This window comes from Mycobacterium paraseoulense, assembly GCF_010731655.1.
Classification (GTDB): Bacteria; Actinomycetota; Actinomycetes; order Mycobacteriales; family Mycobacteriaceae; genus Mycobacterium; species Mycobacterium paraseoulense.
Genome location: NZ_AP022619.1, coordinates 3,573,581 through 3,587,349, shown reverse-complemented (window position 1 = coordinate 3,587,349; position 13,769 = coordinate 3,573,581). Strand labels below are relative to the sequence as shown.

The window sequence follows — 13,769 nt, the reverse complement described above, 5'->3', positions numbered from 1 at the left end:
CCCGGAAGGAGTCGGCTGTGTCCAATCGTCAGCTCATCGTCGCCCGGACCAAATCGGTTGACCTCTCGGCGGCCCACGCCGCGGTCTGGTTGGCGGCAACCACCTTCCTGGCGCTGTTGGCGCTCTATTTCGTCGGCATCGACCAGGGCGCCGTGTCGCTGTTCGGCAGCGATTCGCACGTGCACGAGTTCGTGCACGACGCGCGTCATCTGCTCGGCTTCCCCTGCCACTGATCGCGTGGAGAAGCGTCTGATCGGACGCGGCCTGCTGGCCGGTGCAATCGGAGCGGTGCCGGCGTTCGTCGTCGCCCGACTGTGCGCCGAGCCGGTGATCGGTCGCGCGATCGCTTTCGAGCACGGACGAGCCGACGCCGAGAACGCCCATGGCGTGCACGAGCACGGCGCCGAGTTGTTCAGCCGCGGGGTGCAGTCGACCGCGGGGTTGGGCTTCGGTGTGCTCATCTTCGGCGTCGCGATGGGCGCGTTGTTCGCCGTGCTGTTCTGTGTCGTTGCCTCGCGCGTGACAAGCGTTGGGGCGCGGGAACTTTCGCTGCTGCTCGCGGGGGGTGCATTCGTCGCGGTCTACCTGGTGCCGTTCGTGAAGTATCCGCCGGATCCGCCGGCGGTCGGCCAGGCGGACACCATCGGCGCGCGCACCGGCTGGTATCTGGTGATGGTGCTGGCGTCGGTGGTGCTGGCCTCCGCCGCGGTGTGGCTGGCGCGCTTGCTGACGGGCCGGTTCGGCGCGTGGAACGGGCGGCTGCTCGCGGCGGGCGCATACGTCGCCGCCGTTGCCCTGATGATGGTGCTGCTGCCGGGCGTGGACGAGACACCCGAACCGCTGCGCGACGCCTCGGGGTCGATCATGTACCCGGGCTTTCCCGCCGACGTCCTCTACGACTTCAGGCTGCTGGCCCTGGCGGCGCAGCTGGTGTTGTGGGTGACCATCGGCGTGGTGTTCGCGACGCTCGCCGGGCGCCTGCTCGGGGAGCGCACCGGGGACGGGCGGGCATCGAGCATCGCGGCGTGACGCGGGTCGTCCGGCTGACCCTGGTATCGCACGCGATGACCGACGCCGTGGCGGCCGCGCGTTTCCCCGGCGACGAGCCCCTCAACGACATGGGCCGTCGACAGGCCGAAGCCTTCAGTGGCGAAACATGCTTGGGTGCAAAGCGTTTCACCGCACCCGAGCGGCGGGCCCAGCAGACGGCGGAGTTACTCGGATTGGACGCCACGGTCGACCCGCTGCTGGCGGACCTGAATTGCGGCCGCTGGCGGGGGAAGAGGCTGCGCGACGTGCCCCCCGGCGACGTGACGGCCTGGCTGGCCGATCCCACCCGGGCCCCGCACGGCGGCGAGTCCATCACCGAACTGATCCAGCGGGTGGCTCGCTGGCTGGATTTGCTGGCCGAAAGCGCCGTGCCCGCGGTGGCGGTGACGCACCCCGCGGTGACCCGGGCCGCGATCGTGCATGCCCTGGGAGCACCCCGGAAGTCGTTCTGGCGCATCGACGTCGCGCCGATGAGTCACACCGGACTGCACCTCCGCGACGGTCGCTGGTCGCTGCGCCTCTGAACCGACCGGGGCGGCTATTTTCCGCCGGTGTCGTCGACGATGCGGACGCCGGTGATGAATTCCGGCTGGATCGCGATCATGGTGTCCATGGTCATGTTGACCCACGGGTGTAAGAGTTGTTCGTAGCGCGCGAGTTGCCGGGGGTCGGTGATCGTGGTCGCCCACCCGGTCACCGCGACGGTCCAGCCGGCCCGCCGCTCGGGGTCGAGGCAGTCGACCTCATAGGCCACCACCACACCGGCGTCGGCGCCCGACCGCACCACGGTGGACACCTTGGCCGCCAGGCGGGTCCGCACGATGATGCGCCCGTCGTCGACGACATGGTTCACCAGGCGGATCGCGGGCAGCGCCCGGTCATTGAACACCACCCGACCATGGTCGACGCTGGCCAGCAACCGCATCGCCTCGCGGTCATCGATTTGGATCACCTCGCGGGGCGGAGTCAACGCTGTCATTCGGCGGTCTCCGCTCGTTGCGCGCCACCAGATGGGTGAGCGGTGCGGTCGAGGACGTCATGAGGCGCAGCCATTTTCAATTGCCGCCGACCACGGCCCATCTGCACATACAAAGCCGTGCTACCTCTCTTCGTCCGGACCCCGACTGTGGCAGTCATGCAGTCTCGCCTGGCGGCGCACCCGTCGGGAAGGGCCAAAAGTCCCGCGTGGAATGTGGTGTGCGTCACTCGGGCGCTAGCGCGGTGCGATGAGCGCGAAGGCCTGCTTGGCGACCTGCAGCATCCAGCTCGTCACGGTCGGGCCGTGGTCGCGCGGCCAGTTGAGCTGGAAGCTGACCACGTACGGTTGCCGGGTCTTGTCGACGGCGTACCAGCTGAAGGTCAGATCCCCCGGCAGGCCACCGGCTTTCGCGCCGATGTAGGGCCAGACGTCGCGGTCCAGCTGGATGCCCGACACCGCGGAGAGGATCTGTTCGACCGGTGCGGCCCTGCCGACGGCGTCGGCCTGCAGGGCCGCGTGAATCCGGCAGATGTCCTCGGCATTGCCGTACCACTCCGCGCCATAGGACGACGCGGGCGTGTGGGCGCGGGTCGGATCCGGTTCGTAGGGCGTCGAATTCGCCTGCGCCAACAGCTGGGCGCGGACTTGCGGTGACCCGTGCTGCCACTGCTCGCGCAGGTCCGGCTTACCCCAGCCGACCGAGAACAGCTCGTACATCGTCGGGAACGGCGTCATGCTGGCCGGGTCGTGGTGGCCCGCGGTGGCGAGCGCTTCCTCGATGGCGTGAGTGCCCAGCTTCCCGATCAGCAGGTCGGTCGCCATGTTGTCGCTCGTCGCGATCATCTTCTCGGCGGCGGTCCGAACCGAGACATGGGCTCCGGCCGGCAATGCCAGACCGGACGAGCCGACCGCCCGGCTCTTGTCGGTGACCGTCAGCTGGTCGTCCCAGGACACCGTCCCGTCCCGGATGGCGCCGGCCAGCGCATGCAGGACGTACAACTTGAAAATCGATGCCAGCGGCAAGGATTCACCGGTGTTGGTGCCCGCGATCGGGTCGCAGTGGCCGTTGTCGACTTTGGCGACCTGGTAGGAGTAGCGGGCGCCGGTCTTGCTCAACACCGCATCGATGTCGTGCCACGAGTTGATCTTCGGCGGCTGCGTCTCGAGGTCGAACCGGTCGACCCAGCCGCCGTCGTCGGTGTGGATGCGGATGTCTTGTCGCGCCCCGTAGGACGACGTCAGGTGCAAGGTGGCCACGCTGGCGCCCAGATCCACGCCGTCGAGGGTGAACGGACGGTCCCACCAGAGTGCCTCCATGGTGGTCTCCACCGGTTTGACCATGTCCGGCGCGGCCAGCGTGCCGACGCCGACCGGGCCGATGGGCCAGTCCGAGTTGAGCATGTCCAGCGTCTGCTGGGCACGGATGCCCGGCGGCGTGCGGACGTCGATCTGGCGGCCGGGATTGGCCGCGTTCGCCTGCGGTGAGGGGGAGGAAGCGCAACCGGGCGCGAACGTGACGACCAGTGCGGCGGCGGCGCTCAACGCCACCGCGCGGCGCCGGGCCGGGACCCCGCTAGCCAGCCTGCTTGCTGCCGGCAACGTCCATCACAACCTCGAATTCCAGCAGCGAGGCCCCGGTCGCCACCGGGTTTGCCCGCTCACCGGCGTGGGCCGCGATGGCAGGCCCCTGCGCCCAGGCCTGAAAGGCCTCCTCGGACTCCCACTGCGTCACCACGAAGTAGCGGTTCTCGCCCTTGATCGGGCGGAGCAGCTGAAACCCGAGAAAGCCGGGCTGATTGTCGACCGCGTGGGCCCGGTGTGCGAACCGCTTCTCCAGTTCCGGGCCGGCGTCGGCGGGTACTTCGATTGCGTTGATCTTCACCACTGGCGGCATGCGGCTAGGCTACCCCTTCGCCGGGCCTGTCCGACCGCAGGGCGGGGGCGCGCAGGATGGTGACATGCCCAGTGATCTGCTGACTTGCCGCGGGGGGCGAGGAGAACCGTTGGTGCTGGTGCACGGCCTGATGGGGCGGGGCACCACGTGGTCGCGGCAGCTGCCGTGGCTGACCCGGCTGGGCGTCGTGTACACCTTCGACGCCCTGTGGCATCGGGGCCGCGGCGTCGACGACCCGCACCCGATCAGCACCGAACGGTTCGTGTCCGACCTGGCGGATGCGGTGCGCACGCTGCAGGCGCCGGTCACGCTCGTCGGTCATTCGATGGGCGCCCTGCACGCGTGGTGCCTGGCCGCGCAGCGTCCCGAACTGGTGTCCGCGCTGGTTCTCGAGGACATGGCCCCGGACTTTCGCGGCCGCACCACCGGTCCCTGGGAGCCGTGGCTGCACGCCCTTCCGCTCGAGTTCGACTCCGCCGAGCGGGTCATCGAGGAGTTCGGGCCCGTCGCGGGGCGGTACTTCCTGGAGGCCTTCGACCGGACCGCCACCGGTTGGCGCCTGCACGGTCACACCGCGCGGTGGATCGAGATCGCCGCTGAATGGGGCACCCGCGACTTCTGGGAGCAGTGGCGGGCGGTGCGCGCCCCGGCGCTGCTCATCGAGGCCGGCAACTCCGTCACGCCGCCGGGACAGATGCGGCAGATGGCCGAAACAAGCTTTGCCGCAACATATTTGCATGTTCCGGACGCCGGGCATCTGATTCACGACGAGGCGCCGCGGGCCTACCGCGAGGCGGTCGAGTCCTTCTTGGCGGCGTTGCCCGCGCGCGACTGAGCGCCGGATGACCGACGCCCCGATGTGGACGGCCGAGCAACGTATGATAAATTCTTCAATCGTTCACATGTAGGAAGTTTGTAGTCTTTAGGAGCCGGAGCGTGACCGAGCCGCTGTACAAGCTCAAGGCGGAGTTCTTCAAGACGCTGGGGCATCCCGCGCGGATCAGGATCCTGGAGCTGCTGGTGTCGGGCGACAAGTCGGTCGCCGAATTGCTGCCGGAGGTCGGGCTCGAAGCCTCGAACTTGTCCCAGCAGCTCGGCGTCATGCGCCGAGCCGGCGTGGTGGACGCGCTGCGGGACGGCAACACGATGATCTACTCGATCGCCTCACCGGACATCGCAGAACTGCTGATGGTGGCGCGCAAGGTCCTCACCGGGGTGCTCAACGACCGCGTGGCGATGCTGGAAGGCCTGCGCGCCGGCGGTGCGGAGTAGCGCGCATGGGCTGGGTCAGCAAAGCCTTCAGGGTCGGTCGGATCGCCGAACCCGCACCGCCCGCCCCGGGTCCAATAGCCAAACCGCCCGCGGGAGTGCGTGGTTCGCTTCAGATCCGGCACGTCGACGCCGGGTCGTGCAATGGCTGTGAGGTGGAGATCGCGGGAGCGTTCGGGCCGGTCTATGACGCCGAGCGGTTCGGTGCCCGCCTGGTGGCCTCGCCCCGCCATGCCGACGCGCTGCTGGTGACCGGTGTGGTGACACACAACATGGCCGGCCCGCTGCGCGCCACGATCGAGGCCACGCCGCTGCCGCGTCGGGTGATCGCCTGCGGGGACTGCGCCATCAACCAAGGCGTCTTCACCGGCGCCTACGGCGTGGCGGGCGCGGTCGGCGACCTGGTGCCCGTGGACGTGGAAATCCCGGGGTGCCCGCCGGCGCCGAGCCAGATCGTCGCGGCTCTGCGGTCGGTGACCGGCAAGTGACCGCAACCTTGGTGACCGGCGCGGTGCCCGCACCAAACCTGATGCGCCGCAACGGATCCGCGGCCGTCGCGGGCACGCTGACCTCGGTGCTGGGCGCCGCCGGGTTGTGGGCAGGCGCGGTGGGGATGTTCGGTCAGGTGCGCACCGTCCGCATCGGATGGTTGCTTCCGCTCGCGGGCGTCCAGCTGGGCCTCGATCCGCTGGGCGGCTTCTTCATGGCGCTCACGGGAGCGGTCGCGATCGTGACGGGGCTGTACACGATCGGATATGCCCGGCGCGAGCAGTTGGGCCCCGTCACCCTGGCGGTGTTCCCGGCGTTCGTCGCGGCGATGTTGCTGGTGCCGGCGGCTGCGTCGGTCACCACCTTCCTGCTGGCGTGGGAGTTGATGGCGGTCGCGTCGTTGGTGTTGGTGCTGGCCCACCACACCCAGCCGGCGGTTCGCTCCGCCGCGTTGGTGTACGCGGTGATGACCCAGTTGGGTTTCGTGGCGATCTTGGTCGGCCTGATGGTGTTGTCTTCGGCCGGCGGCGCGGACCGGTTCGCCGACGTGCACCGGATACCGTCCGGCGCGTGCACCGCGGTGTTCCTGTTGACCCTGGCGGGATTCGGTTCGAAGGCCGGCCTGGTGCCGCTGCACGCGTGGTTGCCGCGCGCGCACCCCGAGGCGCCCAGCCCCGTGTCGGCGCTGATGAGCGCGGCGATGGTCAACCTCGGGATCTACGGCATTTGCCGGGTCGACCTGCAGCTGCTGGGCCCGGGCCCGCGGTGGTGGGGGCTCACCATGATGGTCGTCGGCGGGTTGTCGGCCCTCTACGGCGTGGTGCAGGCGTCGGTGGCCACGGATCTCAAACGGCTGCTGGCCTATTCGACGACCGAGAACCTCGGGTTGATCACGCTGGCGCTGGGGGCCGCCACGTTGTTCACCGCGGCCGGCGTGCACGGCCCGGCGACGATCGCCGCGGCCGCCGCCATGCTGCACCTCGTCGCCCACGCGGGATTCAAGAGCCTCGGATTCCTCGCCGCGGGATCGGTGTTGGCCTCGACCGGATTGCGTGACCTCGACCGGCTGGGCGGCCTGGCCCGCCGGATGCCCGCGACGACCGTCCTGTTCGGGGTGGCCGCCTTGGGAGCGTCCGGGTTGCCGCTGGGCGCCGGCTTCGTCAGCGAGTGGCTGCTGGTGCAGTCGCTGATCCACACGGCCCGAGAGCATTCCGCCGTCCTGGCGTTGACCACGCCGCTGGCGGTCGGCGCGGTCGCGCTCACCACCGGCCTGGGCGTGGCGGCAATGGTCAAGGCGTTCGGGATCGGGTTTTTGGCCCGGCCCCGCTCCGAGCGGGCCGCCGGGGCTCGGGAGGCGTCCGGCACCATGCTGGCCGGCATGGCGATCGCGGCGGCCGCCTGCCTGCTGCTGGCCGTGGCGCCCGCCGTCGTCGCACCCGCGCTGCGCAGGGCGATCGCCGCGCTACCAGCGGGCGCGGCAGTGCAATTCACCGATTTCGGCGGCGTGGTGCGCCTTCCCGGCCTGCCCGGCTCGATCGCACCCGGCGCGATCGCCGCCGGCGTCGTGACGGCCGCGCTGGCCGCGGCGATGCTGGCGCGCTGGCGTTCCAGGCGGCGCCCGGCGCCCGCGACATTGCCGTTATGGGCCTGCGGCGCCGACGATCTCACCCCACGGATGCAATACACGGCCACGTCGTTCGCCGAGCCGCTGCAACGAATCTTCGACGACGTACTGCGCCCCGACACCGACATCGAAGTCACTCACACCGTCGAATCACGCTATCTGGCCGACAAGATCACCTACCGCTCCAGAATCGCCGACGCGATCGAGGAACGCTGCTACACGCCGGTGATCCGGGCGGTCACGGCCGCGGCCGAATTGATGCGGCGCGCCCACACCGGCAGCGTGCACTTGTATCTGGCCTACGGCGCGCTCGGTGTGCTGGTCATCCTGGTGGTCGCGCGATGAACGCATTGTCCTACGTCGCGGGCGCGGTCCAGATCGGCGGCGTCATGGCCGGGGCGCCGCTGGTGGTCGGGCTGACCCGGCAGGTGCGCGCCCGCTGGGAAGGCCGCGCCGGTGCCGGCATCCTGCAGCCGTGCCGTGACATCGCCAAACAGCTTGGCAAGCAACAGATCACCCCGCGGGGGACGACGGTGGTGTTCGCGGCCGCACCCGCGATCGTCGCCGGAACCACGCTGCTGATTGCCGCGATCGCACCGCTGGTCGCCACCGGATCGCCGCTGGACGCCAGCGCCGACCTGTTCGCAGTGGTCGGACTGTTGTTCGTCGGCACCGTCGCGCTGACCCTGGCCGGCATCGACACCGGCACCTCGTTCGGCGGCATGGGTGCCAGCCGCGAGATCACCATCGCCGCACTCGTCGAACCCACCATCTTGCTCGCGGTCTTCGCCCTGTCCATGCCGGCGGGGTCGGCTAATCTCGGTGCGCTGGTTGCGCATACGATCACCCACCCGGGTCAGGTGGTGTCGCTGGCGGCGGTGCTGGCGTTCGCCGCCCTGGTGATCGTGATCGTCGCCGAGACCGGACGGCTGCCGGTGGACAACCCGGCCACCCATCTCGAGCTGACGATGGTTCACGAGGCCATGATCCTCGAATACGCCGGCCCACGGCTGGCCCTGGTGGAGTGGGCGGCCGGGATGCGACTCACCGTGCTCCTGGCGCTGCTGGCGAACCTGTTCGCGCCGTGGGGCATTGCCGGAGGACGGCCCGGAACCGTTGACATCGTCGTCGGGTTCGCGGCGGTGGCGGTCAAGGTCGCCGTGCTGGCGGGGCTGCTGGCCACCGTCGAGGTGTTCGTCGCAAAGCTCCGGCTCTTCCGGGTACCCGAGCTGCTGGCCGGATCGTTCCTCTTGGCGTTGCTCGCGGTGATCGCCGCCAACTTCTTCGTGGTGCCGACATGACCTACGGCACGTTTTCGGTACTGGTCGACCTCGCCGCCGGCGGGCTGCTGCTGGCCGCGGTGCTGATCGTCTGGCGCCACGACCTCGCCGCCATCATCCGGCTGCTGGCGTGGCAGGGCGTCGCGCTGGCGGCCATCCCGATCCTTCGCGGGGCGTACGACGGCGACGGCGCGCTCGTCGGCGTCGGCGCGGCCGTGCTGGTCCTGCGGGTTGCGGTGCTGCCGCGGCTGCTGGCCCGCGCGGGCGGCGCCGAATCGCGGTCGCGGCGAGAAGCCGCCCCATTGGTCAACACCGCCACGTCGCTGCTCATCACCGCCGCGCTGACGCTGGCCGCGTTCGCCGCCACCGGCCCCCTGGTGAACCTGCAGCCCGCCGCCACGACCACGGCGGTGCCGGCCGCGACCGCGGTCGTGCTCATCGCCCTGTTCGTCATGGTCACGCGGCGGCACGCGGTGTCGCAGGCGGCGGGATTCCTCATGCTGGACAACGGGATCGCCGCCACCGCGTTCCTGCTCACCGCCGGGGTGCCGCTGATCGTCGAACTCGGGGCGTCGCTGGACGTGTTGTTCGCGGTCATCGTGATCGGCGTGCTGACGGGGCGCCTGTCCCACGCTTTCGGCGGCGCCGACCTGGACGCGCTGCAGGAGCTGCACGACTGATGACCGCCTTGCTGCTCGCCGCGATCCTCGCCCCCGTCGGCGCCTCGGTCGCCGTCCTGGTCGCCGGATGGCGCCGGGCGACCGCGACGCTGATCGTGTTCTCCGCGGTGACGGTGCTCGCATGCGGCGCGGCGCTCGCCTTCGGGGTGGGGTCCGGCACCCGGTTCGCGCTGAACGGACTGCTGCGGCTCGACGCGCTCACCGCCACGATGCTGATCGTCATCGGAGTCGTTGCCACCCTGGCCACCTGGGCCAGCATCGGCTACCTCGACGCCGAACTCGCCCACGGCCACACCGATCTGCGCGGTGCCCGGTTGTACGGGGCCCTGACGGCGGGCTTCCTGGCCGCGATGGTGATCGCGGTGTGCGCCAACAACATCGGGGTGATCTGGATCGCGATCGAAGCGACCACGGTGATCACCGCCTTCCTGGTCGGGCACCGCCGCACCCGCGGCGCGCTCGAGGCGACCTGGAAGTACGTCGTGATCTGTTCGGTCGGCATCGCGATCGCCTTTCTCGGCACCGTGCTGCTCTACTACGCCGCCGAGCATGCCGGCGCGCCCGCCGCAGCCGCCCTGAATCTCGACGTGCTGGCGGCCCACGCCGGGGGGCTCGATCCCGGCATCGCCCGACTGGCCGGCGGGTTGCTGCTCGTCGGCTACGGCGCCAAGGCCGGGTTGTTCCCGTTCCACACCTGGTTGGCCGACGCGCACAGCCAGGCCCCCGCGCCGGTTTCGGCGCTGATGAGCGGGGTGCTGCTCTCGGTGGCCTTCTCGGTGCTGATCCGCCTCAAGCCGGTCATCGGCGCCGCCACCGGGCCCACCTTCATGCGGTCCGGTCTGCTGGCGGTCGGGCTGGCGACGCTGGTGGTCGCCGCCCTGATGCTGACGGTGACACCGGACATCAAACGCATGCTCGCCTACTCGTCCATGGAGAACATGGGCTTGATCGCGATCGCCGCGGCGGCCGGAACCACGTTGGCGATCGCCGCGCTGCTGCTGCACGTCCTCGCGCACGGGATCGGCAAGACGGTGCTCTTCCTGGCCAGCGGGCAGCTGCAGGCCGCTCACGGCTCGACCGCGATCGCCGACATCGGCGCCGTGCTTCGGCGGTCCCGCCTCGTCGGTGCGGCGCTGGCCGTCGGCGTGGTCGTGCTGCTCGGCCTGCCGCCGTTCGCGATGTTCGCCAGCGAATTGGGCATCGTCCGTTCCCTCGCCGACGCCCGGCTCACCTGGGCCCTCGCCGTGGGCATGCTGTTGGTCGCGGTTGGGTTCGCCGCGCTGGCCCGCAACGCGGGCCGCATCCTGCTGGGCGCCCCCGCCGCCGCGCCCGAGATCGCGGTCCCGCGAACGGTGGCGGCCGCCCTCGTCGTCGGGATCGCCGCGTCGATCGCCCTCGGCGTCACCGCCGGCCCGCTCACCGACCTGTTCACCACCGCGGCCGGCGAGGTAGGGGGACACCGATGAGGCCGCAGTGGCAGCGCCACCGGCTGTCTCAGGACGGGGTGGGACAGGCGGCTGAGGACTTGCTGGGCAAGGGTTTTCGTTTGGGCCTGGTGGCCGCCCACGACGACGACGCGGCCTTCCGGGTCGTTTACCTGTTTCTGGCCGGCGGGCCGGATCGGCGCGTCGAACTGGAATGCGTCGTGCCCAAGGACGCTGCGGCGATTCGATCGCTGGCCTACCTGTCGTTTGCCGCCAGCCGCTTCGAGCGAGAAATGGCCGACCTGTATGGAATCCGGTGCATCGGGCATCCCAAGGCGCGCCGGCTGGTGCGGCACGCCCACTGGCCCGAGGACTGGTATCCCATGCGCGGCGACGCGCCGCCCGCCCCCGAATTCGATGGCGCGGGCCGGTTTCCGTTCGTCACCGTGGAAGGACCCGGGGTGTACGAGATCCCGGTGGGTCCGGTGCACGCGGGGTTGATCGAGCCGGGGCATTTCCGGTTCTCCGTCGCGGGTGAAACCGTGTTGCGGCTCAAGGCGCGGCTGTGGTTCGTCCACCGGGGTGTGGAGAAGCTGTTCGAGGGCCGGGCGCCCGGCGGCGCAGTCGATCTGGCCGAGCGCGTCAGCGGGGACACCTCCCTCGGGCACGCGCTCGCCCACTGCCTGGCCATCGAGGACGCACTCGGGATGGAGCTTCCCGAGGAGGTACACCGGCTGCGGGCGCTGCTGGTCGAACTCGAGCGGCTCTACAACCACGCCGCCGACTTGGGCGCGCTGGCCAACGACGTTGGTTTTTCGCTCGCGCACGCGCACGCGCAACGCATCCGCGAAGAGTTGTTGCGGCTCAACGCCGCCGTCACCGGGCATCGGTTGCTGCGCGGCGCCGTCCGTCCGGGCGCGGTGGCTCTTCGGGCCCTGCCGGAGGTCACCGTGCTGCGGCGCATCGCCGCCGACGTCGCCGAGGTCGCGGAGCTCACTCTCGGCAACTCCGTGGTCTATGACCGGTTCGCCGGGACCGCCGTCCTGTACCAAGACGACGCGCACGCCCTGGGCTGCCTGGGCTACGTCGCGCGGGCCAGCGGCATGCGCACGGACGCCCGGGTCGAACACCCCACCGTCGCGCTGCCCGTCGCCGAGATCGGCGCCGACGCGGGCGACGTGCTGGCCCGCTACACCGTGCGGCGCGACGAATTCGCGGCCTCCGCCGAGCTGGCCTGCCAACTGGTCGAATCACATAGCGGCCCAACAGAATACGCCGACGAGCCGCCGGCGCGGCAAGGGCCCCGCAGCGGCATCGGCATCGTCGAGGGCTGGCGCGGGACCATCGTGCACCGCGTCGAGACCGGCGCCGCCGCTCGGATCACCCGCGCGAAGATCGTCGACCCGTCGTGGTTCAACTGGCCCGCGCTGCCCGTCGCGATGGCCGACACGATCGTCCCCGACTTCCCGCTGGCCAACAAGAGCTTCAACCAGTCCTACGCCGGCAACGACCTGTGACGCGGCGCCGCTAGGCTTCGCCCGGCAACGCGAAGCGGCCGTCGACCGTCTGGGTGACCAGGCCGTCGGCAAGCAACGAATACAGGGCCCGGTCTCGCTGTGCGGTATCGGTCAGCCACGCCACGTCAAGCTCCGCCCGGGTGACCGGGGAGTCGTTGGCCCGCAACACGTCCAGCAACCTGCCGCGGACCTGCCGATCGGTTCCGGCATAGGTCTGGACCCGCCGAGCCGGGCCCTGCGCCGGGGAATAGCCGGCGTCGCGCCACGCGCACCGGGCGAGCGGGCACAACCCGCACCGCGGCGTTCGTGCGGTGCACACCGTCGCACCGAGTTCCATCAGGGCGACCGAAAACTGCGGCGCCGTTTCGTCGGTGGGCAGCAGCGCCGAGACGTCGGCCATGTCACGCGTGGCCGACGCCGAACCGCCGTCGGCCAGCCCGCGCACGGCGCGGGCCACCACCCGGCGCACGTTGGTGTCCACCACCGGGACCGGTTGGCGGTAGGCGAAACAGGCGACGGCGCGCGCGGTGTAGCTGCCGATACCGGGCAGGGTCAGCAGTGTTTCGACGTCATCGGGAACCACGTCGTCGTGCTCGCGTGCGATGACGGTCGCGCATTCGTGCAGGCGCTTGGCCCGCCTCGGGTAACCGAGCTTGCCCCAGGCCCGCAGCACGTCGGCGGCGCTGGCCGCGGCGGTGGCCGACGGGGTGGGCCAGCGCCGCACCCAGTCCGACCAGATCGGCAGCACCCGCGACACCGGCGTCTGCTGCAGCATGAATTCGCTGACCAGGATCTGCCATGCGCTGACGCCGGCCTCACGCCAAGGCAGGTCGCGGCGGGATCGTTCGTACCACTCGAGCAACTCATCGCCCGGAATATTTGGCCGTCCGTTTACCGGCGGATGCGGCATGATGTCAGCCATGCCTAACACCAGCCCGGTAACCGCGTGGAAAGCACTCAAAGAGGGTAACGAGCGATTCGTCGCCGGGAAGCCGCAGCATCCCAGCCAGAGTGTCGAACACCGGGCCAGCCTGGCCGGCGGGCAGAAGCCCACCGCGGTCGTGTTCGGCTGCGCGGACAGCCGGGTGGCGGCCGAGCTCATCTTCGACCAGGGTCTGGGCGACATGTTCGTGGTGCGCACCGCCGGACAGGCCATCGACTCGGCGGTACTCGGCTCCATCGAGTTCGCGGTGACGGTGCTCGACGTGCCGCTCATCGTCGTGCTCGGACACGACAGCTGCGGCGCCGTCAAGGCGGCCCTGGCGGCCATCAACGACGGTTCGATACCGGGCGGATTCGTGCGAGACGTGGTGGAGCGGGTCGCGCCCTCGATACTGATGGGCCGCCGTGACGGCCTGAGTCGCGTCGACGAGTTCGAGGAGCGACACGTGCGCGAGACGGTCGCCCAGCTCATGTCGCGTTCGAGCGCGATCGCCGAGCGGGTGGCCGCGGGCAGCCTGGCCGTCGCCGGCGCCACCTACCACCTGGCCGACGGCCGGGCTGCGCTGGTCGACCACGTCGGCGACATCGGCGAATAGCGGCCGGCTGACGCCCGTACCGGGC

The 13,769-nt window shown here is 70.5% G+C and carries 16 protein-coding genes; 12 read left to right on the top strand and 4 right to left on the bottom strand.

Annotated elements, in window-relative coordinates; all coding sequences use genetic code 11:
* The first annotated feature begins 17 nt into the window (after positions 1-17).
* The 3 genes from G6N51_RS16705 to G6N51_RS16695 are packed head-to-tail and all read left to right on the top strand — an operon-like array spanning position 18 to position 1,574.
* Positions 18-233, top strand: a complete 216-nt coding sequence (locus G6N51_RS16705) for a CbtB domain-containing protein (RefSeq protein WP_083174428.1) — start codon at positions 18-20, stop codon at positions 231-233.
* 4 nt (positions 234-237) lie between these two features.
* Positions 238-1,029, top strand: coding sequence for a CbtA family protein (locus G6N51_RS16700; RefSeq protein ID WP_083174431.1), 792 nt, complete (start codon positions 238-240; stop codon positions 1,027-1,029).
* Positions 1,026-1,574 carry a histidine phosphatase family protein gene (locus G6N51_RS16695; RefSeq protein ID WP_083174434.1) on the top strand — a complete coding sequence of 183 codons (549 nt, stop codon included), beginning with the start codon at positions 1,026-1,028 and terminating at the stop codon, positions 1,572-1,574. The genes G6N51_RS16700 and G6N51_RS16695 overlap by 4 nt, the downstream gene beginning before the upstream one ends.
* Before the next feature lie 14 nt (positions 1,575-1,588).
* Here the strand turns inward: G6N51_RS16695 and G6N51_RS16690 are convergent, their stop codons facing one another.
* The 3 genes from G6N51_RS16690 to mhuD all read right to left on the bottom strand — a co-directional run bounded on the left by G6N51_RS16690 (position 1,589) and on the right by mhuD (position 3,923).
* Positions 1,589-2,029, bottom strand: coding sequence for a pyridoxamine 5'-phosphate oxidase family protein (locus tag G6N51_RS16690; RefSeq protein WP_083174437.1), 441 nt, complete (start codon positions 2,027-2,029; stop codon positions 1,589-1,591).
* A 234-nt stretch (positions 2,030-2,263) separates the two neighbouring features.
* Positions 2,264-3,628 (bottom strand): serine hydrolase, encoded by a 1,365-nt coding sequence (locus G6N51_RS16685; protein WP_083174440.1) that lies wholly within the window; start codon positions 3,626-3,628, stop codon positions 2,264-2,266.
* Complete coding sequence (mhuD, locus tag G6N51_RS16680; protein ID WP_068052933.1) at positions 3,603-3,923, bottom strand: mycobilin-forming heme oxygenase MhuD; 321 nt, start codon at positions 3,921-3,923, stop codon at positions 3,603-3,605. Before mhuD ends, G6N51_RS16685 begins: the two co-directional genes overlap by 26 nt.
* Positions 3,924-3,987: 64 nt before the next feature.
* Between mhuD and G6N51_RS16675 the strand changes: the two genes are divergently transcribed.
* From G6N51_RS16675 to G6N51_RS16640, 8 genes are all read left to right on the top strand, one after another.
* Complete coding sequence (locus G6N51_RS16675) at positions 3,988-4,758, top strand: alpha/beta fold hydrolase (RefSeq protein ID WP_083174442.1); 771 nt, start codon at positions 3,988-3,990, stop codon at positions 4,756-4,758.
* A gap of 101 nt (positions 4,759-4,859) precedes the next feature.
* Positions 4,860-5,195: a lsr2/espR transcriptional regulator gene (locus tag G6N51_RS16670; protein ID WP_083174445.1), complete on the top strand. Its 336-nt coding sequence runs from the start codon at positions 4,860-4,862 to the stop codon at positions 5,193-5,195.
* Between the two features lie 5 nt (positions 5,196-5,200).
* Positions 5,201-5,680 (top strand): NADH-quinone oxidoreductase subunit B family protein, encoded by a 480-nt coding sequence (locus G6N51_RS16665; RefSeq protein WP_083174448.1) that lies wholly within the window; start codon positions 5,201-5,203, stop codon positions 5,678-5,680.
* A 41-nt stretch (positions 5,681-5,721) separates the two neighbouring features.
* Positions 5,722-7,650: a proton-conducting transporter transmembrane domain-containing protein gene (locus G6N51_RS16660; RefSeq protein WP_083174526.1), complete on the top strand. Its 1,929-nt coding sequence runs from the start codon at positions 5,722-5,724 to the stop codon at positions 7,648-7,650.
* A 5-nt stretch (positions 7,651-7,655) separates the two neighbouring features.
* The gene (locus tag G6N51_RS16655) at positions 7,656-8,606 is read left to right on the top strand and encodes a respiratory chain complex I subunit 1 family protein (RefSeq protein ID WP_083174523.1); all 951 of its coding nucleotides are present in this window, start codon (positions 7,656-7,658) and stop codon (positions 8,604-8,606) included.
* On the top strand, positions 8,603-9,265 hold the full coding sequence (locus G6N51_RS16650; protein WP_083174450.1) for a hypothetical protein: 663 nt from the start codon (positions 8,603-8,605) through the stop codon (positions 9,263-9,265). The genes G6N51_RS16655 and G6N51_RS16650 overlap by 4 nt, the downstream gene beginning before the upstream one ends.
* On the top strand, positions 9,265-10,731 hold the full coding sequence (locus tag G6N51_RS16645; protein ID WP_083174453.1) for a proton-conducting transporter transmembrane domain-containing protein: 1,467 nt from the start codon (positions 9,265-9,267) through the stop codon (positions 10,729-10,731). Before G6N51_RS16650 ends, G6N51_RS16645 begins: the two co-directional genes overlap by 1 nt.
* On the top strand, positions 10,728-12,206 hold the full coding sequence (locus G6N51_RS16640) for a hydrogenase large subunit (RefSeq protein WP_083174456.1): 1,479 nt from the start codon (positions 10,728-10,730) through the stop codon (positions 12,204-12,206). Before G6N51_RS16645 ends, G6N51_RS16640 begins: the two co-directional genes overlap by 4 nt.
* 10 nt (positions 12,207-12,216) lie before the next feature.
* On the opposite strand, the gene G6N51_RS16635 is transcribed toward G6N51_RS16640, so the two are convergent.
* The gene (locus G6N51_RS16635; protein WP_083174458.1) at positions 12,217-13,128 is read right to left on the bottom strand and encodes an HhH-GPD family protein; all 912 of its coding nucleotides are present in this window, start codon (positions 13,126-13,128) and stop codon (positions 12,217-12,219) included.
* Here G6N51_RS16635 and G6N51_RS16630 point away from each other — a divergent pair.
* Positions 13,127-13,744: a carbonic anhydrase gene (locus G6N51_RS16630; RefSeq protein WP_083174460.1), complete on the top strand. Its 618-nt coding sequence runs from the start codon at positions 13,127-13,129 to the stop codon at positions 13,742-13,744. The two genes, G6N51_RS16635 and G6N51_RS16630, sit on opposite strands and share 2 nt — an antisense overlap.
* The last annotated feature ends 25 nt before the right edge of the window (positions 13,745-13,769 follow it).